We start from the raw sequence: 21944 nt of genomic DNA on the forward strand, positions 1-21944 counted from the left end.
AATTTTTTAGAGGGCTCAAATCGATGACCAAACGTAGTTACAATTTAGTTTGTATGCTTGGCTTCTTTACGATTCCTGCTTTTGCGTGTAGTTCTTTTCAGTCTCCATCCTCAATTATGATGGTCGAAAAAGAGCAAGATTCGGTTTGTGCATCGATTGCACATTCATTTGATGCTTTTACCTCAAGCCTCACATCTGTGAAAGACTTTATAATCGACCCAGTGGGTAACGACGATTACTGGGAAGAATGGACGCTTAAAAGTGGCAGTGATCCGTTGCTATATTCAAGTGTTGAAAGTAATCATTTTGGCATCGGCGTCTGGATGCCAGACGAATATGACAGCCAATTTGACGACATGACTTATTCTGAAAAGCTTGAAGCTACGGGTTTGAAATTCAGTTTAGGTTTAGGTGAAAGGGACGACAACGAACCGCGAATGCGAATTGACTATCGTTGGCATAACCTACAGCCTGGCGATGTGATGTTGCAAGTTGAAGTGCCTTTTTAAGGCACTTTTCTATTTAATCTCTATTTTCTCTTCTTTTTCTTCTTACTTATGCCTCACGTTCTATGAACTTTCGCCGCTGTTTATAGGCGTACCTCTATAAGCTTTCACCCATTACTAACATTGCCAGTTGTTCGAATTCTTCTTCTCGACCAGCAAAAAACTCATCAATAACAACGTTTCTCTTCGTGCCTGATTGCATTTTCTTTTTGGCTTCTCGAAGGCTCAACACCAATAACAATTCTTTGCTTAAACTGCTCTCGTCGTCTGCGCTCCACTGGGAAATCTGCATACTCAGCGGCGACATATCGAGTAGAGGTCTTAGTGTTCTGGATTCGTCTCGAATTACATCTAAAAGATTGTTTATTTCTTCATCTTTAAGTTTTTGCTGAGAAAGCTTCTCTAATATGGCTTTAGAGACAGGTGGTAAGGAAACAAAGCCCGCTTGAGTAGGAAATTTGTCTTGCAAGCGAACAGAGAAATCGATTTGAGAAACCGTTGAACCAGGCACGAAAGTAACAGACGTTAAGCAATCAATGGGTAACCAAATTGCGCTGTCTTGTTCTACTGCATATTCGTTCCTACCAAGCTTCACTAACACCAACCCTGATTCAACATAGATTAGGCTGTGCTTAAGACGTTTTTTACGAGGTGTGGTTACCAGAAATGAGTAAACTGTATTTTGATGCTCTACTGCATAATTCATAAAGGGTTTCCGGATACTTTAACTGTGGAAAAGAGTATCTTTTATTAGTGTAAATTCCAATGAAAACTGAGACATTTAGCCATTTATGCTCAAACCTCTAGGAGAGAGCGAGTTATTCCACGTTGTTCTTTTCCATGAACTGAAACGGAATAATGGAGATTTCTAAGCCCCGTATCTTGAGATAGTTTGGGCGTTTTACGTCAGAGTTTGGTGATTTCTGTATTTGTAATAGAACAAATGATGGCTTTTTCCCTCTATTTTTTCAGCGTTAAACGAAAAGGTGGGGTCGTTTCTTACAGGAAAGACAAGCCAGTTGTGATTTCAGTAACCTACCTTCGCGCACAACAATTAGGTGGGCTTAGTATATAATCTGGTCTGACCTTAATTAAACGACGCATTCATTAGCTGCTTGTTTTCTCAAGTACGCGTAGAATATGCCGGATTTTAAAATTGACGTATAGATTAGATGACTAATAAAACGGATCCTTATAAAGAAATTCGTCCGTACAATGATGACGAGATTCCCGCTGCCATTGAACGCCTAATTAATGATGAAGAATTTATCTCTGCTATCTTAGAGCATCGCTTCAGTAACCATGCAAGTTGGTTCAAAAATATAGTTAGCCCAATGGTTAAGGTTTACCTTAAGTTTAAGTGGGCTAAATTGGATTCCGTTGAAGCAATTCAATTAGAAGTTGAAAAATACCTGAGTAAGACACTAGATGTGACAACTGACGGTGTAACATATTCTGGTTTGGAACGGTTAGATAAGAATACCCCATACTTATTTATCTCTAATCACCGAGATATCGCAATGGACCCTGCTCTGGTGAACTGGGGCTTGTATAACAATCAGCATAAGACGGTCCGTATTGCTATTGGCGATAATCTTCTGAAGAAACCGTGCGCGACGGAACTCATGAAGCTGAATAAAAGCTTTATAGTAAACCGCAGTGCAAAAGCACCGCGTGAAATGATGAAAGCGCTTGGGCAGTTGTCTTCTTACATAAAACACTCTTTAGATACCGATAACTCTATCTGGATTGCGCAGAAAGAGGGGAGAGCTAAAGATGGGAACGACAAAACAGATCCAGCCATTTTAAAAATGTTGCATGTAGAAGGCAGAAAACAAAAAATGCCTTTCTCCGAATACATAAAAACGCTGAAAATCGTTCCTGTAGCGATTTCCTACGAGAACGATCCTTGTGACATTGCCAAAGCGAAAGAACTGTTTGAGAAAGCAGAGTCAGGCAGTTACAAGAAAACTGAATTTGAAGATATCGAAAGCATCATTCAAGGCATCGTAGGGTATAAAGGTCGTGTTCATGTTAGCTTCGGCAACGTAATTGAAGATGATTTTGAAACACCGGATGAGTTGGCTCAAGAAATTGATGATCAGATTCATTCTATCTACAAGCTCTTTCCAATCAACTATTATGCCGCTGCTGATGCAGAACATGCTGATTCGAAAGCAAAGGAATCACTGGACAGTAAGCTACGAGAATTACCAGAAGGTGCACACGATTTCCTTAAGCAAATGTACGCTAACCCAGTAGCGAACCAAGGCTAGGTTTTTCGGGTTTACACTGAAAAAGCTCGCCTTTAAGAATTTAGCCTGCGAGCCCGGTCAGTTTACCTTTAAAGAACTTAGAAAGGAGCGTTATTGCCTAACGCTCCTTTTTTTCTTCTACTATTTAAATCACTTGATCTGCAGTTGTATAGGGCTGGCTACCTTGCTACTGCCCCGCCAAGTTTTAAGTCTTTTGGCCAATATGTAATCTGATTTCCGCCAAGGTATATGTTCCCGTCAACAGTGAGCTCATCGGGTAGCTTGGTTATATTGGAGCCCCCGATGTACAAATTGCCTTCTACAGTTAAGGGTTGAGGAAGCTCTTTCAAAGGTGTGCGAATAACGCTAAGGTCACCTGTCACAATTAACCCTGGTGGTAAGGTTTCAAGGGGAGTATCTGTAAAATTAAGGTAGCCACCCACTTTCACGCCAGCATTCCACGTGGTTATTTGTGAACCAAGAAAGTTGCCATATCCCTTTATGTTGGTTCCTTTTGCTATAAAAGAAAGCTGGCTGTTTGAGGCATCTAAGCTCCCTCCAATTTCCAAACCTTTGGGCAATTTCTCAATGGCTGTTTTCGCAATGTTCAGGTTTTTTTTCACCACCATCCCGTCAGGAAGAGATGTGTAGTGAGTATTTCTTAAATTTACATTGCCATAAGAGTCAATGTGGTTGAGTAATTTATATTGATCCAGTGGTTTGGTGTGGGCAATACCGCTCAACAGCAACCCAATGAACAAATAACCTGCTTTCATACGCACTCAAGTTCAAACTGTGACTATCATCTGATAGTAAGCGTTAAGCGTTGCTATGTATACCCAAGTCATTCCAGTATCGATACCTAGATATTGGAGACAGTATTGCTGTGTAGGGCTACATGTCCTGCTAAGGTTATAGATGAGCAAGCACACTCAATATGCATAAAATCAAAGCCTTGTCTTATATAGAGTTTACAAGGGCATAATCAACTTAACTTTAGGGTCATTATGGGCAAACTTCTTATATTCGCAATTTCAATTCTTTCTGTTGGTGTTCATGCCAAAACGGTGACAACACCAAAATCTTCCGTCATCGTTACTGATGGCAAACTGTTTGAGAACGTATGTTACTACGAAGATAAAGCGTACACACTTGGTGCTGTGATTCAGGTTGGTGAGCTGTACTTAATTTGCAGCAAAGAGCAAGAGTTTGAGTTGAATGGCGATCTAAGGTGGCTTCAATTGGAACAGGATGGGTGAGGATATAAGATCTTATTTTGAGGGCGACTAGAGAAAGCCGCCCAATTTAGTATTTATCTGTACTAGTACAATTTATCGGGCTAGGGCACGTGTCTTCAATTCAAAAATGAGTTTTTCGGCACTGCAAGTGAATTGGAATCTTGTTTCAATACCATCCTTATCGTCAATGCGCTGGCTTTCGTACGTCACTTCGTTAGAGACTGTTTTTGCTAGATCTATGTATTTATTGAGTTCAGACTCTAATGCAGTGAAATCACGACCAAACAAAGAAATGTTTGCTACATCGTCGCCTTCTTTAATGATGAATCCCATTTCTGCACTGCATCCACATGCTTCACAAACTTCGTTTTCTTCTACTTTCGTTGTCATAACGTATCCTCTTACAATTAATGAGGGTATGTTACTCTTCTGGTGTCTTTAAAACCATAGAATTTCAGTTTGTTGGTGTTAAATTATTAGCTTCGACGAGTTCATGGAATAGTGTTTTGTAACGATATATTCATCGTGTTTATGTGATCCTTGTCACGGGTATGTGAATGGAAATGTCGATTTGTCGGGTCGTAAAATAAGGCCGTATTGCCCAATTGAGTAAATTGTAAGAAGATTCAGGAAATCGGAATCATTTGCAATAGTGACACTTTAAATAAAGTTCTATTGCCCGGTATTCGGGTAAATCAAATGAGCGAATATTTATCGATCTCGCTCTTTATGAATTTACTCCTAGCAAATCACAAATTTCGTGAATAATTGCTTATATATTCCTCAATCTGTTGAGATTTTAAAAATATAGAACATAATACTATAAGTCGCTCATGCTCGATTTTGAGTGTACTTAAACATATAAATAGATGAGCCCTAACATGCCAAAGCGTAGTAAAGAAGATACCGAAATCACCATTCAAAAGATTATGGATGCTGTTGTAGACCAGTTAATTACATTGGGCTACGACAAAATGTCTTACACCACTTTGAGTCAACAAACAGGCGTCTCTCGTACAGGTATCAGTCACCACTTCCCTAAGAAAACGGATTTCACAGCAGCACTAGATGGACGAATTTTTAAGATGTTCGTAACGCACCTAGTTCTGGATGAAGGGGTTGAGAGTTTTAAATCCAGCTGGGTTAAAGCCCTTGATAATGCAGAGTTCTTGGCAATTCTTAGATTGCTATTCCACCATGTCGTGACATCAGAAAATGCGCACGAATTCGCTCGAACTGGAATCGAGCGTTTATATAAGATGGTAGAAGATAACTACGGTGAATCTGCACGTGAAGATCTGGATGTGTTGTTTGGAAAAAGCTTAGTTCGTATGGCTGGCTAAAACCAAAAAGTATCTTGAAAGAAAAACCAGCCAATTGGCTGGTTTTTTTGATTAGAGCTGAGGTTATGTGGCTACTCAGATTATTGGGTTACATAGCTGCAGCGAAAATGGAAGAAATCTCATCGTGAGTTGCTTGCTTAGGGTTGGTAAACCCGCATGCATCTTTCAGAGCGTTTTCTGCAAGTAAGGGGATGTCTTCAGATTTGGCCCCCAAAACTTCTAGCCCCGCCGGAATACCAACATCTACAGAAAGCTGCTTTATGGCACTTAATGCGGCTTCTGCACCTTGCTCATCAGTTAATTCCGTTACGTTAACCCCCATTGCTGCTGCAATGTCCTTTAGGCGAGCAGGGCATACCTGAGCATTATATTTTTGCACATGCGGAAGCAAAACAGCGTTACATACGCCATGTGGTAGGTCGTAAAATCCACCAAGTTGATGTGCCATTGCATGAACGTAACCTAGCGAAGCGTTGTTGAATGCCATTCCTGCCATAAACTGAGCGTATGCCATTTGCTCACGGGCTTCTATATCTTCACCTTTATTTACCGCTGTTCTAAGGTGCGCTTGAATGAGCTCTATAGCCTTTATTGCGACTGCATCGGTGATGGGTGTCGCAGCAGTAGAAACATAAGCTTCAATGGCATGAGTTAATGCATCCATTCCTGTCGCAGCAGTTAGTGAAGAAGGTTTTGCAAGCATCAGCTCAGGATCGTTAACGGACATGAGAGGCGTAGTGTGCTTGTCTACAATCGCCATTTTAATATGACGCTTTTCATCCGTAATAATACAGAAGCGTGTCATCTCGGAAGCGGTACCTGCCGTTGTATTGATGGCAATAAGTGGTACCTGAGGTTTCTCTGATTGGTCTACGCCTTCATAATCGGCAATTTTCCCACCATTAGCTGCAACAAGAGCAATACCTTTAGCGCAGTCATGGGGTGAGCCACCACCTAATGAGATAACAAAGTCACACCCATTTTCTACCAACAACTCTAACCCCTCATTTACGTTGGAAATCGTAGGGTTTGGTTGGGTTCCATCAAAAACAACGGTCGCAATTGCTCTATCAGCAAGTAAATCGTTTACGTGTTTCACGACTCCGATTTGGTTTAACACCTTATCAGAGACTATTAGCCCCTTTGTAAAACCTTGTGATTGAATGCTATCGACGGCTTGAATTAAGCAACCCGCGCCCATTAGATTGACCGTAGGGATGTAAAATGCGCTTGTCATTTCAGACTCTCCATTATTGTTATACATTGCTTCATTGCCTCTCTTTTGTGTTAGGAGAGGTCGTTTGGGTATATGCTCACTTTGCTTATGAAATCGGTTTTCTTTGTTGATCTGAAACAACGATTAATACCAATTGCTATCGTTTTCATATTTATGTGATATATGTCGCAGTGGTAGTGTATGGAAGCGGAAGAAAGGGAGGGAATCAAAAAAGCCGGCGAAATCACCGGCTGATAATGGATTTAAATAATGACGTTACGCTGCGCTAACGGATTCCTCAATTTGCTTAGCGCCTCTGAGCATTGCCTGTACGAGTTCAGTGGCATCAAACTTTGTTAGGGCTTCGTGAGCGCCTACTTGATGTGCTCGATCTACGCAAATCTCGCTCGAAAGTGAGGTGTGCAAAATCCTATATGATCGGCTCAGCGCGGTATCGTTTTGAACCTCGAAAGCAAGTTCATAACCATCCAGTCCAGGCATTTCGATATCACTGACTAAAATATCGATTGGTTTGTGGTTAGCGGCATCATCTTTCATTAAATTCAATGCATCTATCCCGTTTTTACACACTTGATAAGGGATGTTGATACTGTCCAAAGCATCCGATAGCTGTTTTCTTGCAATACTAGAGTCATCAACCAGAAGAATATTGAGAGGCTTAAGGCGCTCGCGTTCTACGTCGGTTAAAATTGGAATACGTTGGCTGTCATGTTCTGGGTATATTTTGGATAGCAAAAGCTCAACATCCAGCATTTGAACGATTTTGTCTTTATGACGAGTGATACCTGTTACGAACACGTTGTCACCTACTGTATCAGGCGCAGATTCAATCGAGCGCCAATCACATTCAATGATTTTCTCGATGTCGCGTACCATAAAGGCCACAATGGTGCGTAAGCAGTCTGTAACAATTAAATAGCTGTTCTCGTATTCTTCACGTGCTATCGGGCGAAATCCAATTGCCGCTGCCATATCAATAACGGGTACTGTCAAATCTCGAATTGGTATAGTTCCGACAACATGAGGGTGAGAATAGGGGATTTGTGTGGTTTGGGCATAAGGTACAATTTCCCTAACTTTCAATGTGCCGATGGCAAAGCTCTGCTGAATCGTTAGCTTAAACATCAGCATTCCTTGAGACTGATTGGCTTTGCTTTTCATATATAAATCCGCGTAAGTAAACTCACTTTTATTTTACAATCAATCTGCCTCTTTGGCTCACATTTAGATCAATTAAAATGAATCTAATTGTTTCGCCTGTAGCTCATTGGTTATTTGGTAATGGATGTGTATGATTTTGCTAGGGTTATATTTCATTCCATTCTAACGATGCAGATGATCCACGTTTGGGTTACAATCCGTGGCTTTCAAACACAGAGGATACCCCCATGGCGAGAACGGCAGCAGCCTTACATATTTTGGTTAAGCATAAAGAACAAGCAGAAGATATTGTTAGCCAGATTAAGAAAGGTGCTAAATTTCAAACGCTTGCGAAGAAATATTCCTCATGTCCATCTGGAAAAAAAGGCGGTGACTTAGGTGAATTTAAGAAGGGGCAAATGGTTCCTCAGTTCGATAAAGCCGTATTTACTGGGGAAGTATTAAAACCCATGGTAGTCAAAACTAAGTTTGGTTGGCATGTTATCAAAGTGCTATACCGCACCTAATTCAAAAGGTCAGGCAATGCCTGACCTTTTTAGTTTCTCATTAGTACCCATAGGCGATTCCAGGGAGCCAAGTGACGATTTGCTGAAAGTTAAACACAATGGCAAGTGCTATCACTTGAAGCAAAATGAACGGAATCACCCCTTTGTATATATCCCCAATAGTGACACCATCTGGTGCCACCCCTTTCATGTAGAAAAGGGCAAATCCAACGGGTGGGGTTAAAAATGACGTTTGTAGGCAAACAGCGAAGAGTACGGTAAACCAAATTAAGTCGAAACCAAGGGATGAAACCACCGGAGCAACGAGTGGAAGTACAATCAAGGTGATTTCTATCCAATCCAGAAAGAATCCTAACAAGAAAACAGCGATTAAAATGGCAATAATAATGCCGCTTGGTGCCAAGTCTAAATTCGTTAGTGCACCTTCTATCAGCTCATCGCCTCCCAAACCTCTCAGTACCAAAGAAAATGCAGTCGCCCCAACGAAAAGAGCAAATATAAAAGCGGTGGTTTTGGTTGTTTCTTCTCCAACTTCTTTTAACACCGTTTTATTCAGTGCGCCTTTAGACCAAGCGAGAAGTGTCGCGCCTGCCGCGCCCACGCCAGAGGCTTCTGTAGGGGTTGCGATGCCAAAAAATATCGACCCAAGAACAGCGACGATAAGCCCAGCAGGTGCGAGCACCGCTCGAAACACTTGTAAAATCACAAGAATGGATACGGGTTCAGCGGTGTCAGACAACGGTGCTTTACTTGGTGAGACTAAACCTGTGAAAACGATGTAGCCCACATAGAGACCAGCGAGTAACAAACCTGGGAAAAGAGCGCCAAGGAACAAGTCACCAACGGAAAGACCAATTCGGTCGCCCATCATGACCAGCATAATACTTGGGGGTATTAATATGCCTAACGTTCCTGTGGCGCAAACTGTTCCACATGCGAGTGATTTGCTGTAACCCTGCTTTAGCATCAGAGGTATACCAAGAACGGACAGCAAAACAACAGCAGCCCCTATGATTCCTGTTGATGCCGCGAGCAGTAAGCCAACGATGGTGACGGTAATGGCTAATCCGCCTCTAACTCGCCCGAACAACCGAACGAGATTTGTCATTAGGTCTTGTGCGACGCCAGAACGATCGAGCATTAATCCCATATAGATAAACATTGGGAGCGCGACCAATACCCAGTTATTCATGGTGTCCCATATTCTAGGGATGACGATAGAAACATATTGCCAATCAATACCAATCCATGTGTCTGCCCACGTGTCTAAACCGAGTGCTATGGCGGAGAACAAAATGGATACGCCACCAAGGATCCATGCCACTGGAAAACCAGTAAAAAGCAGTAATATAAAAGTGGCGAACATACCAACCGCCAAAATTTCATTAATTTCCATTCTCACCTCCATGCTGGATGAATCTGCCGGAAATCAAAGCAGCGAGGATACGAGACAATCGAGAGATAACAGCGACAGTAAGAAATGCGAATCCAACGAAGAGAATGGATTTAATAAACCAGCGATAAGGAAGCCCGCCTGGTGCAGAAGAAACTTCACTTAGTTGCCAAGAGTACGCAATAAAGGGGAGTGAATAGTTTAAAACGATCACTATAAATGGCACCAAAAGCGTGGTGATGCCAATCAACTCTACCCAGCATTTTGTTTTTATAGAAAAGTGGTCGTACAGAATGTCTACTCTAACGTGGGAATCAGTAATAAAGCAGTAGCTAAGCCCTAATAGCCAGCCAGCGGAGTACAGGTGCCACTGTAATTCTTCGAATTCAACCCGACCCTCGCCAATCAAATAGCGCATCAAAACGTTTACAACGATGATCGACATTAGAAGTGGCCAAATCCAAATCATGTAATCATTCACTTTACCTATGATCTTGTCCAGAGCTACAGACAAGCTCGTCTCTGGAAGCTGGCTAAGTAGTGCCTTTTTATTGGACTCTGGGAGAGATATGGAGCTCATAATCGGCGTCCTCTGAGAAGAGTGGCGTCTATCGACGCCACTAAATAATGGGTGTTCTGATTGATTTTAGTAGTTGTTAGGTAAGTAAGCTTTTGACTTCCAAATATCGTATTCTTCTGCAAAAGCCTGTTGAGATTGGTAGATTTCTTTAAAGTCTGCATCTTTAGCTGAAATGTCACTCATGACTTCATCGGTGAGTGATTTAAGCTGACCCAGAATTTCGTCGGGTAACTGACGAGCGGTGACATTTTTGGCTTCAAACCCCTTAATTACGGCACCTTGAAGGGCTTCTCCGCGTGTAAGTGCTCGGAAAGTGCCCGCAGTACATGCCATATCAATCATGGCACGCTGGCCATCAGAGAGGGATTTCCAAGTTTCAGCATTCACAACTAAGTGTGAGGCAGTGAACGTTTGATGCCAACCGGGGAAGTAATTGTTCTTGGCAATTTTGTCAAAGCCCATCATTTGGTCGATGGCAGGCATAGAAAATTCGCTCGCGTCAATGGCTCCTTTTTCTAATGCAGGGAAAATTTCTCCACCTGGCAATACAGTGACCGATGCCCCCGCTTTTTGCATCACCTTACCACCGAGCCCAGCAAAACGAATTTTAAGCCCTTCTATGTCTTTTAAAGAAGTGAGTTCTTTCTTGAACCAGCCTGCGGTTTCAGGACCAATAACTGAACACAAGACAGGGTGAATATTGTGTTTTGCATACAGTTTTTCTGCTAACGCTTTGCCTTCTCCGTCGTACCACCAAGAAGCGTAAGCCCAAGGTTCCATTCCGAACGGAACAGCAGCAAATAAAGCAGCAGCAGGGATTTTTCCTTGGTCGTAACCTAACCAAGTGTAGCCTGCGTTGAGCTGTTTATTTTTAACCGCTTCAGTAATTCCAAATGGCGGGACCAACTTTCCGGGCTCATATATTTTGAACTGGATATTGCCATTGCTGGCTTTTTTAATCTGTTCAGATACGTACTTGATTGGGTCGCCTAAGGCGGGCAAATGTGTGCCAAATACAGCTTGGACTTTCCAGCGTACTTTATCTTCGGCGTTGGCTGGCATGCCTACAATGGCTGCGGTAGAGATGGCAACCGTTATTCCGGTTTTGATTACGGCTGCTCTTTTAGTAGATGGTTTCGTATTCATGATAAGCACCTTATTTTTTAACTAAGACAGATGATTTCTGTCGAGAGATAGTTGATGTAATAATTTTATAGAGTGTTATACGCTGCTTAGTGAGCGCGGTTAGAACCCTAGGTCGGCTAGCAAGCTTGGCAATGAATTGATTGCAAAGTTGGTTTGCCAAAACAGAACATCGAGGGTGTCATCTGTCCAATCGATGTAGAACGCGGCTGTAAAGCTATTAATATCGTTATCAATCGAGTTGTAATCATTCGTATCGACGCGAAAAATGGGTTGAGAAAGAAACATCAACTCTTCTTTGAGAGGCGTGGTGAAATGGCGTGTTAATCCATTGTTAACTAGAAATAGTGGAGTGAAACGTGAAGCAGACAAGTAGTGAATATCACCATATTGTTTTGATGTAGGACCAAGAGTATCTGCATCTTGTTGATAATCTAGATCGGATACGAATTCACCTTCTAAATTGAAATTTGTAATTTGGCTAGCGTTTGCTTCCCATTGGCTAGACGGCTTTCCTTGAGCAGCATGTTTCGATTTGATTTCATTTAAAACGGCATTCGCAATGCCTGAAGCGTCGAATGCTGTTGCGGGATCCCCTGTTGTAATTGCTGCCGCTGTCGCCAAACCTCCACCGAGGCTATGACCCGTGTAATGAATTTGGTAACCAGAATATTGATTTTTGATTTCAATCGATTTTTCTATGGCCATTGCATACTGAGCAGGAACCATGTCTTGCACCATAATGCCATTAGTAACCCAATCAGACGTACCTAGTTCACTGCCACGAAATGCAACGACAATGTTATTGGATTTTTGATAAATACCAGCGTAGAAGCCTGAATCATAGTCGATAACGTTATCCACTCTTGTCCAGCCACGAGGTGAGCCGTTTGCCGTGTGAACGACCTCTGAAAATTCTAAATAACCCAACGCTTCGGCTGCTTGATTAATGGATGGAGGCTGGTGGATTTTGTAGGTAGTACCGGTTGAATTTACTGTGTCTGTGTAATTGGGTACCAGTACCGATTCGATGTACGCGCCTACATTGCTCGCTTCTTCTTGCGTTAGGGCGTAAGTCTGGGTCGATACAAGACCAAAACAGAGCAACGTTGCAACGTTATGTTTCAGTTTCATGCTCATTTCCTTAAGTCTTTTACTTGTTTCCGTTCTTCGTGATTTTCATTCCAAAAGTGGTAGGTGTTGGATGTATTATGATAATCTCGATTGTTATATTGAGACTATTGGTCTCAATATGATTAGGCTAGTGTGTTTGAAGCTCATGTTCAATAAAATTTTGAGCGCTAAACATACGAATGGGTTGAAAAAAGCGAGGTGCTGTAGTGTGAAGAATCTCGTTACTGTAGGAAATATAAAGGAAATACAGGGGTGGATGCCGCGAGATTGTTCGTTACAGTTCATTAACATTAATGGTTAATACTGTGGATTATGTCTCATTTTATATGTGGGTATACATAATAAAAGGTGAAGGATAGGAAGAGAGTGCATATCAATAGTCACATAGATTTTCAATATGTCAAAAAAATATTAGTTAACTATATCAGTTGCTTGGGTTGGTTTCTTTTTCGGTTCAAGTGTCATGCGACAAGGTTTTTATGTAATCGATGTAGCATACTATCAAGGAGTGTTTCTTTCACTGGCTTCACTAAGACGTCGTCACACCCAGCGCTTATCATGGCCTCACGAGTTGTAGCATAGGCATCTGCTGTGCACCCTATGATGACTGATTGCCTTCCTTTTATTTCTTGCGCGCGAATGAGTGTTGTTGCCTGTATTCCATCCATAATAGGCATGTGGTTGTCCATTAAAATCACCGGGTAAAAAGTGGTTTCAGTCAATTCCGTAGCCTTTTTACCGGTTGGAGCAAAATCGCACTCAAAACCTCGCGCTTCAAGGAATTTTTTCATGATCATTCTGTTGACGCGATTGTCTTCTACAATGAGTGCTTTGATGCCTTGCGCTTGATATTCCATATGACTATCTTTTGCTTGGTTTGTATCGGGATGACCAACTTGCAGCTCAAAACTGGCAACGAATTGACTGCCGCGATTTGGCGCACTCGTTAATTCAATTTTTCCGGACATGGCTTTACATATCTGAGTGGCGATTGCGAGCCCTAACCCTGTTCCGCCATAGTTTCTGGTTGTACTGTTTTCTGCTTGAATAAACGGGTTGAAAATTTCTGCATGTCGGCTTGGGTCGATACCTATTCCTGTGTCTGAGACAGAAACTATTAGTGTAGGCTGCATATTTTCTGGTTGAGTGTTCAAGCTTACCTCAACGGTAATACTCCCTTTATCAGTAAACTTGAGAGCATTACTGGCTAAGTTTGTTAAAACTTGTCTAATTCTCCCGCTATCGCCTAACAGCCATACGGTATCGTCAATTGAATGTGTGCACTTGAACTCAACAGACTTATCATCGCAAAGTGGGGTGTACGTGTTTTCGATTTCGTTGATGAGCGCTAGCAAAGAGAAACTTTCTGGGGCTAACACCAGTAAACCGGCCTCGATTTTTGAAAAATCTAGCAAGTCATTCAGCAGTGACATCATATGAGAGCCAGAGTTTTGCAGAGTATCGAGGTATTCTTGTTGTACATCCGTCAGCTCTGTTTTGTTAATTAGCTGCGCAATGCCTAAAATGCCGTTCATTGGGGTTCGTATTTCATGGCTAATGCTCGCGAGAAAATGGGATTTGGCAGCATTCGCTTTTTCTGCTTTGTCTCTTGCGTCTTCTAATGAAGCTTGCAGACGCTGTTTATCCGATATATCCCTTTCAACTGCAATAAACCCTTCAATTACACCATGTTCATCCAATACTGGATTAATATCGATGTCTATCCAATAGGGCTCACCTGATTTGTTGTAGTTAAGAATTTCTTCTCGTATACCATTGTGGCTGCTTATTGCGTGTCGGATACGGCGCTTTGTCTCTGCATTGGTATCTTTGCCCTGGAGTAAACTCCCTGGTTTCTTCCCTACGACTTCTTCCGCTTCATATTGCGTTAGATGAGTAAATGCGTTGTTTACCCAGGTAATCTCTCCACTTACATCGGTGATGATTACGACATCTTTAGCGTACCTAGCCACTTTTGCTAATCGTCGTGACTCTTGTTCTTGAATCTTAAGCTGTTTAGAGGATTCAGCCAATTTCTGGCGAGAGAGTGCTAGCTCTTCAAATGGTTGAACAAGCAGTTTTCTCCCAAATAAATAAGCACCAATTAAACAAACAACAAACGCAATAAATGTCGTACTTACAAGGTTATATAGCAAAGAGCTCCTTTGTTGATTCTCAAGATCGGTATTGATGCCATACAACAACGTTAGACCGAACTGATTAACCGGAACTTCGAAAACGCGCCATGGGAAGGCTTGTGACGGGCGAGGGTTAACGTTTGTTTCCAGTTGCTGAAGCGCAATCCAACGCTGGCCGTCTTTCGTAAGACCAGAAAAGAAGTCTTTACTATTAAATTCAAACTCCACCATGAACACGCCTTCGACGGAGTTATTGTAAGTAATAGGGACATACATCCAGAAAAATTGCTTTTTGTTCTTTTGAACAAGAGAAACAATGAGCGAACCATTGTCGATAAGGATTTTATTAACGTAATCCAAAGAAAGTTGATCACGATACGAAAAATCTATCTCGTTGAACACGAGATCACTTGCTATATCGAACAACGCAACTTTTATCGAATCATTGAAAATACGTTCTTTCTTTATGTGGTCGAATATTTCTAGTATACTAACCGAGTTCCCCATGGCGGCATTGACCAAAGCCGGAGAAGAAGACAAGTGCTTAAAGGCTGTTTCCCTATCTTGAATGTATTGCAAAACATGCCGTTTAGCTGATTCCTGTTCAAGTTTGGTTGCTTCTGACTGAATTGATGTGAGTGCGACTCTACTTTGATGGTTAATTACAATACCGCCAATCCCTGCAAATAGCGCAGCGACAATTGTAATGAACAGTATAAATAGTTGTCTTGCCGATAAAGACTTAAGCAAACGCAAACTCCTCAATTCGCTTTATTGTTTTTGAATCACAGAAATGTTGTTTGTTTGATTGAACTTGGCCATGCACAAGTCTTCTAGCCCCAGAGCCTCGTGGGCATCTGGATTATCCGTTGAAAACACATGGAATGGCTTGTGATAGGTTTTGACTAACCCTTTTACGGGAATGTCGATATTCTCAAGCGCTAAACGAAGCATGGAGCGGTTGGTTTCCATATCATCACTAAGTGATATTTGAGACAAAGCCTGAATCAAAACCCTAGATAAATCGTAGCCATGAATGAACCCAGTGGGTGCATTTATATCGGTAGCCGATTGGATTTCTGATGGGAATAGCTGTATTGCTCGTTTGAGTACGTTGGATGAAAACGCTGTCTGCGATGATGATAAAAATGAAAAGCACGTTTGAATGACGTAAAGGTCTAAACGAGAGCGAACAGTATGAGGGGCTTTCTCTGCAAAATCGCCTCCTGTAATTCCCCAATGGCTCACAACTGGCAGCCTTTCCCCTAACGGAAACGAAGCCATTGCATTAACAATTTGAACGCCTTCAGAAGCATTAGAAACCATTAAAATGCAATCAGCATTCGCTCGTCTTATTTCTCGAATCTTAATTCGAGCACCAGATTCATTGATTCCCCAGTTAAACCAAGTCACGTTGGGTTCGGCTAACCCAAAGTTCTTTATAGCAACCGTCATGTTTCTTTGGTTTGATTTTCCCCATGGAGTTTCTTCCAGTAATAGGTGAGGGGCTTTGCACTTTCTGTTTTTTACAGCAAAGCTTGCCATCCTCTCACCTGCTTTTTTGTCGTCTACCGAGAGCCTAAATACCCAGTTTTCTTTACTCGGATAACGCGTAATGGGTGCACCAGCCGCCCAGGGTACAAGAATCAGTATTTTGCTTTTGTTTATGTACTCGCGATATTTGATCAATGGTGGCGAATGTAATCCGGCAAATAAGACCAATGCGTTGGGATCGTTAAGAAACTTCACCATGTTTTTTTTACTTCGGACAGAATTACCCTTGTGATCTAGCACAACGAAATTAACTTCGCGACCCTGAATGGTGTTGTCCACTTCTTGGAATGCCGTTTTAATGCCCTGTTCAATAGAACGTGCAGATTCAATGTAGTTGGAGCGATCTGCGTCAAGGTAAATGTTGATGGAAGATGCGCCAGCAGAAGAATAAAATGGTACGAAAAGTGTAGCGAAAAGACCCAATAATCTGTGTGAAAAATTCATATACCTAACCGTCTTATGTACATAAAAGTTTTGATTTTTCTTAGAGTATAGAAGCTATTCTGGCATCCATTTGGATATATACACCTGAATCAAACCCAGTTAGAGCTACACAGAATAAAAGCAGGTGCGCGAACACCTGCTTTTTTGGGGAGATTGAATGTGGTCTAACTGTATAAGTTCAGTTTAACGTAGGGGGAGTCGTCCTTTAATCCAGAATATCGCTATTTGCGTTGTGCTATTTCATAAGCACCCTCTGTGTAAACTGCTTACTCATTTCTTTACCGTAAATAGCGTTAAAAGGTTGAGTAGAGCGGCTGCGCATCTCTTGGGAGACGAGTGCTTGGCTGGCGTCTGAATTGGGGTGTTGTGGTGCAACGCCGAATTTCGCATTCAAGGCGGTCTGAGTCTCTGCACTGGTTAGCCAATGCAAGAAAAGTACAGACGCCGCTTTTCTTTGGCTGTTTTTGGCAATAGCGGCAAAATTAGCGCCACCTGACATACCAAATTTAGGGATGTAGAATTTCAGGCGTGAGGTTATTGCTCCTCGCCTTTGCAAACCAGCTAGGTGATCTTCCCATGCAGGAGCAAGAACAATCTCACCATCGTTGATTCGTGTTAGGCTGTCGGCGTTAGAAGCGGTAATCACCATGTTATCTTCATACTGATTGAACCAATCCCAAGTTTTACTCCATTTTTGAGTCACCGATGAACTGAGTTTTTTGCCTTTCGGTTCCCCAGAATAATTTCTTATCGCGGCTTCAATAAACCGGCCACCAGAACCACCGCCATTTGGGTCGTTCACGCCAAATGATTTCGAGTAGGTTTCCATGTATTGGCTCAGCTGCTCAAAGCTTTGAGGTAAGTCTTGTTCCTTGATACGTGAAGGATCGTACGCAATGCCGGTTTGGTTACCCCAGAATGTGACCGCGTAACCCTCTGAGTCAAACCCTTCACTTTCCGTGTTAAGGTTTGTAATCTCAGGTAATACATCCAGTTTTAAAAGCACTTTTTCTGGAGAGAAAATCTTAATATTCGAAGCCCCTAAAGCAATGACGTCAAGCTTTCCTTTTTCACGCTTACTTTCCGCAATCAGCTTGTTTCGGTTTCCGTCTAATGTGCCTTCAGGGATTCGAACTTTTATACCGTATTGATCTTCGAAGCCTTTTACAAACTCACGCCATCCAGGTTGCAGGTACCATACCGCAAAGCTAACCGTACCTTCTTTCTTTGCCTGATCTTCTATTTCTTTCCATGTCATCTTAGTGACGTCGTATGCAGATGCCGACGTCGCGACACAAGCCAGCATTCCAGCTAGTAGCGCTTTTAAGGGGGTAAATTTCAACATAATTTCCTCGTTTACTAAGCTTTGCCCGTGGATTGGGACAAGTAATTTCCTTTTAAAAGTTGCTCAATAATGAGCATAAGTATGACGTTAGGAATCACTAGAAATAGTGACACCACAGCCGCATCCGGACGGATGAATGAGTACCCCAGAAAGGAATACAAAATGGTTGGAACGGTAATAAAGTCGGGGGCACCCAATACGTAAGCCATATTGAATTCCTCAATACTGATCACCAGACAAAAGATGAGTGAAGCCAGCATGCTCGGTTTCAGCATCGGCATGAAGGCATGACGAAAGGTGGTAAAGCGGCTAGCTCCCATATCTGCACATGCATCGATAACATCTTGAGGTACGGCTCTAAACCCAGCGCTTAAAATACGAATTGCGTAGGGAAGAGCGAGCACCGTATGTGCGATAACAATGCTGACATAAGGTTCTGAAATACCCAGTTGGAGAAGCATTCCGCTGAAGAAAATAGCCAGTATCATTGAAGGCATAACCATTGGCAGTAACGTTAGAATCTCTGCCGTTTTCTTGCCTTTGAAATCCAACCGCCCAAACGCATAGGCTGTCGGTGTCGCGAGGCAAACCGTAAGAAACGCAACGGCGGGAGCGACGGTGTAACTGTTGATAAGAGCTTCTTCGAGAGAGGTGGTTTCCCAAATCTCAGACCATCGGGCAAAAGATAAAACTTGTGGTAAAATATCGGGGAAACTCCAGGGATGAGCAGGGTCGACCAAAGACCAAAGCACAGCCATTGCGAAAGGAATTCCGAGCCACAATACATTGACCACAACGAAAAAACCGATACTTAGATAGATGACCCATTTGTTGTTTTTAGTCATTACGAATCCCTCCCTTGAATGGTCGTAATAACGGAACGAGTCTTGGTTGCGAAAGGTTGGGTGACTAAGGTAATGACGACGGCGGAAATAACAGCAACAAGCATGATAACCATGGCGATAACAGCGGCTTTTTCCCATTCGTAGTACTGCGTCGCGGTAAAGTTCATCAGCATCGAGAGCGAGTAAGCGTTTCGTGAACCCGCGATGGAAGCAAAAGCGAAATCACCAAGGGCACCAATAAATATCAATATCAAAGACGCTTGCAATGCGGGAATGGTGAGCGGGAAAACGATCTGCCTAAATTTTGAAAAACGAGAGGCTCCCAAATCGTCTGCAGCGTGGAGAATGTCACTCCGAATACTATTAATAGCACCGCCCAATAAAATGAGTGCAAATGGGACGTTTTTCCAGATTTGCAATAGGATCACACTCCAACCAAACTTATCGTTTGTTAAGCGAAGTGGCTTATCGAGAAGACCTAAAGCCATCAGCCCTTCATTCAAAATGCCGTGATACGAGATGACATTTATAAGTAAGAACGCGGCGACTAACCCCGGTACAAACATTGGAGCACGCAACACACCGATAAGCAGTGGTTTTGCGGGTAATGGCTTACTTAACCACATGGCAATGGGGTAAGCGATTATGATCGCGCCCAAACTTCCTAGAGTAGAGGTGCGTAATGAATAAGCGAGAGAACGCAGTAAAATTGGATCGGAAATCATCTCTTGCCAAAAAGTAAACGTAAATGATGATTCACCTGTAAGGCTGACCATGCCGAAGCTTTGGGCGACAACGGCATAGAGAGCGCTGCCCATCAAGAACAGAATGACCCCTAAGCCTGGAATAAGAAGAACATAGGCTTTCACTGCTATACCTCCTCCAAAAAACGAATCGCGTTTCTAGGTAGTTGAAACGAGACTTTATCGCCAGCTTTGCAGGTCATTTTTTGATGGAGCTGAATTCGAATTTTTTGACCGCTAGGTTCGTCGGCTGCTCGTCCGAACAAGTCGGTGACATTTCCAAGGAAAGCAAGGTTCTCCACTTGAATTTGGAACTGGTTTTCGTCGTCGTTAAGTGCTGCATGAGCCGACTCAGGGCGCCAACAAATGTAAATGTTTTCTGAAATGGGCGAGGTGTCGGATTGAGTAATAAAGATGCCAAGTTCACACTCGACTCTGTATAAATTGTTGGTATCGGTATGAGAAACCTTGGCCGGAAGAATGTTTGCGGCTCCAATGAAGTCTGCTACAAATCGGTTTTTAGGTTGAAAATAGATTTGTTCAGGCGAGCCTATCTGTTCAATACAGCCTTTATTCAGCACTACGATTTTGTCGCTCATGGCCAACGCTTCAGCTTGATCATGCGTGACATAAACTGTCGTGAGGTTTTGCTCTTTCTGGAGCGATTTGATTTCAAAACGAACACTTTCACGAAGCTTCGCATCAAGGTTTGATAATGGTTCGTCAAACAAGATCACATCTGGGCGCATAACCATAGCTCGTGCTAGAGCAACGCGTTGTTGCTGACCACCGGAAAGTTGGGATGGCAGCTTATCCTTATGATCTTCAAGTCCGACTTGGGCGATTGCCTCAGCCAACCTTGTGCGTTGCTCCTCTATCGGCATCTTTTTCTGAACCAACCCAAAACAGATGTTGTGGGAAACACTCAAATGCGGAAAGAGGGCATAAGATTGAAAACACATTGCTGTGCTTCGTTTCTCGGGTGGTTGTTGGTCGACTTGGTGCCCGTTGATATGAATTTCGCCAGAATCTAAAGGCAGAAAACCACCAATCATTTTTAAAAGAGTGGTTTTTCCACACCCGCTTGGACCCAGAAGCGTAACAAACTCTCCGGCTTTTGCTTCAAATGAAATACTGTCTGAAGCAACAAAGTCTCCAAACTTTTTAGTTACATCCTTAATTTGCAACATCGGCTTTTTTCTTCCTTATTAAACTTGCCTACAAAGAATAATCCTAATCAATGAATCTGGAAAATATTGTGACGAGCTTCTATTTATTGGACAAATAAAGACTTCATGTCAACTTGAAATCTTGTATATACCTGATATTTAATATATTTTATTGATGATAAAATAATCAACAATAAGAGATTGAACATCAATCATAGATGGATTACAGTTTTATTAAACTTTTTAACAAAGAATAAGGTTGCTGTATGTCATTTAATTTCCATGTGGCTCATTTGGGAAAGGTCCTCGTTAATAGTCATAGGGGGTATTGCCATGTTTATCCAGAAAACACGCTTCCTGCATTTGAGGGAGCACTGCAAGAAGGAACGCATTCCATTGAGATAGACGTAGCGATGACCACAGACAATGAAATTGTTGTTATCCACGACCATAGTGTCGACCGCACCTCTAACGGGACGGGGTATGTTGAGCAAATGAGTTTTTCAGATTTAAGCACGCTCGATTTTGGAGGTTGGTTTGATCAATCGTTTGCCGGAACTAAAATTCCAACGCTTAGAGAATGTTTAGTGTGGGCAATGGATAGTGGGGTTGGATTGGTTGTTGAGGTTAAACAACGTAAGCGGCATAAGGAATTTATTAGCGAGCTAGATAAACTGCTAAAATCGTTGCCCGGTAGTATCGAACACATTCAGCTCCTTTCGTTCGACCACGTTCTACTCAATATCGCAAAAAGCTCGATAGTAAATTTGAACATTCAAGTGGTGACGTTGGCACGTTACAATGATCAGCTTGCAGCGGTTAAGGCATCTAATGCGGACTGTGTTTGTGTTGAGTACCCTCATGTTCATGTCGATGATCTACAGGCGTATAAGAACGAAGGGTTGTGTGTCAGAATGTTTTTGCCGACGATGAGTAACGGTTTATCTCCTACTGAACATTTCAATCAGCACTTTGGTTATGATGTTCATAATGAAATAATCGGTTGGTTACGCGACGGACTCATTGATATGATCAGCCATGATGACATAGCAATGCTGAAATCTTTGGTTTACGAAGCAGGGCTTGAACCCGTCTAAAATATCGAATGTTGAACATAGAGAATATAGTGTAACCGAGAAAGGTCAGCAGACACTCGCTCAATAAGCTCACGTGATTTATCAAGTAAAAGCAGTATATAGGAATCAGTATC

The 21944-nt window shown here is 42.3% G+C and carries 21 protein-coding genes; 6 read left to right on the top strand and 15 right to left on the bottom strand.

The window, feature by feature from the left end:
* The first annotated feature begins 23 nt into the window (after positions 1-23).
* A complete protein-coding gene (locus Q8W40_RS08270; protein ID WP_305396721.1) occupies positions 24-509 on the top strand; it encodes a hypothetical protein in 486 nt (161 codons plus the stop codon).
* A 94-nt stretch (positions 510-603) separates the two neighbouring features.
* Here the strand turns inward: Q8W40_RS08270 and Q8W40_RS08275 are convergent, their stop codons facing one another.
* Positions 604-1212, bottom strand: a complete 609-nt coding sequence (locus tag Q8W40_RS08275) for an AraC family transcriptional regulator (RefSeq protein ID WP_104402726.1) — start codon at positions 1210-1212, stop codon at positions 604-606.
* 466 nt (positions 1213-1678) lie between these two features.
* Here Q8W40_RS08275 and Q8W40_RS08280 point away from each other — a divergent pair, with 466 nt between their 5' ends.
* The gene (locus Q8W40_RS08280; RefSeq protein ID WP_305396722.1) at positions 1679-2782 is read left to right on the top strand and encodes a 1-acyl-sn-glycerol-3-phosphate acyltransferase; all 1104 of its coding nucleotides are present in this window, start codon (positions 1679-1681) and stop codon (positions 2780-2782) included.
* A 158-nt stretch (positions 2783-2940) separates the two neighbouring features.
* On the opposite strand, the gene Q8W40_RS08285 is transcribed toward Q8W40_RS08280, so the two are convergent.
* A complete protein-coding gene (locus Q8W40_RS08285) occupies positions 2941-3537 on the bottom strand; it encodes a hypothetical protein (RefSeq protein WP_305396723.1) in 597 nt (198 codons plus the stop codon).
* A 231-nt stretch (positions 3538-3768) separates the two neighbouring features.
* On the opposite strand from Q8W40_RS08285, the gene Q8W40_RS08290 reads away from it, so the two are divergent.
* Entirely contained in the window at positions 3769-4020 is a 252-nt protein-coding gene (locus Q8W40_RS08290) for a YnjH family protein (protein ID WP_305396724.1), read from the top strand.
* A gap of 72 nt (positions 4021-4092) precedes the next feature.
* Here the strand turns inward: Q8W40_RS08290 and Q8W40_RS08295 are convergent, their stop codons facing one another.
* Complete coding sequence (locus tag Q8W40_RS08295) at positions 4093-4389, bottom strand: YfcZ/YiiS family protein (protein ID WP_305396725.1); 297 nt, start codon at positions 4387-4389, stop codon at positions 4093-4095.
* Positions 4390-4880: 491 nt separating this feature from the next.
* On the opposite strand from Q8W40_RS08295, the gene Q8W40_RS08300 reads away from it, so the two are divergent.
* Positions 4881-5342: a TetR family transcriptional regulator gene (locus tag Q8W40_RS08300; RefSeq protein WP_305396726.1), complete on the top strand. Its 462-nt coding sequence runs from the start codon at positions 4881-4883 to the stop codon at positions 5340-5342.
* An 88-nt stretch (positions 5343-5430) separates the two neighbouring features.
* On the opposite strand, the gene yiaY is transcribed toward Q8W40_RS08300, so the two are convergent.
* Together yiaY and Q8W40_RS08310 are read right to left on the bottom strand one after the other, a co-directional pair.
* Positions 5431-6579: an L-threonine dehydrogenase gene (gene yiaY / locus Q8W40_RS08305; RefSeq protein ID WP_305396727.1), complete on the bottom strand. Its 1149-nt coding sequence runs from the start codon at positions 6577-6579 to the stop codon at positions 5431-5433.
* Between the two features lie 255 nt (positions 6580-6834).
* Positions 6835-7740, bottom strand: coding sequence for a chemotaxis protein (locus Q8W40_RS08310; RefSeq protein WP_101113973.1), 906 nt, complete (start codon positions 7738-7740; stop codon positions 6835-6837).
* A 227-nt stretch (positions 7741-7967) separates the two neighbouring features.
* Here Q8W40_RS08310 and ppiC point away from each other — a divergent pair, with 227 nt between their 5' ends.
* Positions 7968-8246: a peptidylprolyl isomerase PpiC gene (gene ppiC / locus Q8W40_RS08315; RefSeq protein WP_126607460.1), complete on the top strand. Its 279-nt coding sequence runs from the start codon at positions 7968-7970 to the stop codon at positions 8244-8246.
* Between the two features lie 40 nt (positions 8247-8286).
* Here ppiC and Q8W40_RS08320 read toward each other — a convergent pair whose 3' ends face one another.
* From Q8W40_RS08320 to Q8W40_RS08365, 10 genes are all read right to left on the bottom strand, one after another.
* A complete protein-coding gene (locus Q8W40_RS08320; RefSeq protein ID WP_305396728.1) occupies positions 8287-9642 on the bottom strand; it encodes a TRAP transporter large permease in 1356 nt (451 codons plus the stop codon).
* Entirely contained in the window at positions 9632-10219 is a 588-nt protein-coding gene (locus Q8W40_RS08325) for a TRAP transporter small permease subunit (RefSeq protein ID WP_305396729.1), read from the bottom strand. The genes Q8W40_RS08320 and Q8W40_RS08325 overlap by 11 nt, the downstream gene beginning before the upstream one ends.
* Positions 10220-10285: 66 nt before the next feature.
* Positions 10286-11365 carry a TRAP transporter substrate-binding protein gene (locus Q8W40_RS08330; RefSeq protein ID WP_305396730.1) on the bottom strand — a complete coding sequence of 360 codons (1080 nt, stop codon included), beginning with the start codon at positions 11363-11365 and terminating at the stop codon, positions 10286-10288.
* Between the two features lie 99 nt (positions 11366-11464).
* Positions 11465-12496 carry a lipase family protein gene (locus Q8W40_RS08335; protein WP_305396731.1) on the bottom strand — a complete coding sequence of 344 codons (1032 nt, stop codon included), beginning with the start codon at positions 12494-12496 and terminating at the stop codon, positions 11465-11467.
* A 461-nt stretch (positions 12497-12957) separates the two neighbouring features.
* Entirely contained in the window at positions 12958-15384 is a 2427-nt protein-coding gene (locus Q8W40_RS08340) for a PAS domain-containing hybrid sensor histidine kinase/response regulator (RefSeq protein ID WP_305396732.1), read from the bottom strand.
* Between the two features lie 21 nt (positions 15385-15405).
* Positions 15406-16632, bottom strand: coding sequence for an ABC transporter substrate-binding protein (locus Q8W40_RS08345; protein WP_305396733.1), 1227 nt, complete (start codon positions 16630-16632; stop codon positions 15406-15408).
* A 235-nt stretch (positions 16633-16867) separates the two neighbouring features.
* Positions 16868-17977: an ABC transporter substrate-binding protein gene (locus Q8W40_RS08350; protein ID WP_305396734.1), complete on the bottom strand. Its 1110-nt coding sequence runs from the start codon at positions 17975-17977 to the stop codon at positions 16868-16870.
* A gap of 14 nt (positions 17978-17991) precedes the next feature.
* Entirely contained in the window at positions 17992-18822 is an 831-nt protein-coding gene (locus tag Q8W40_RS08355) for an ABC transporter permease (RefSeq protein WP_305396735.1), read from the bottom strand.
* Positions 18822-19691, bottom strand: coding sequence for an ABC transporter permease (locus Q8W40_RS08360; protein ID WP_305396736.1), 870 nt, complete (start codon positions 19689-19691; stop codon positions 18822-18824). The genes Q8W40_RS08355 and Q8W40_RS08360 overlap by 1 nt, the downstream gene beginning before the upstream one ends.
* Before the next feature lie 2 nt (positions 19692-19693).
* Positions 19694-20755, bottom strand: coding sequence for an ABC transporter ATP-binding protein (locus Q8W40_RS08365; RefSeq protein ID WP_305396737.1), 1062 nt, complete (start codon positions 20753-20755; stop codon positions 19694-19696).
* Positions 20756-21000: 245 nt separating this feature from the next.
* Between Q8W40_RS08365 and Q8W40_RS08370 the strand changes: the two genes are divergently transcribed.
* On the top strand, positions 21001-21831 hold the full coding sequence (locus Q8W40_RS08370; RefSeq protein WP_305396738.1) for a glycerophosphodiester phosphodiesterase: 831 nt from the start codon (positions 21001-21003) through the stop codon (positions 21829-21831).
* Positions 21832-21944: the final 113 nt, after the last annotated feature.

The sequence above is a fragment of the Vibrio penaeicida genome (assembly GCF_030689305.1).
GTDB lineage: Bacteria > Pseudomonadota > Gammaproteobacteria > Enterobacterales > Vibrionaceae > Vibrio > Vibrio penaeicida_B.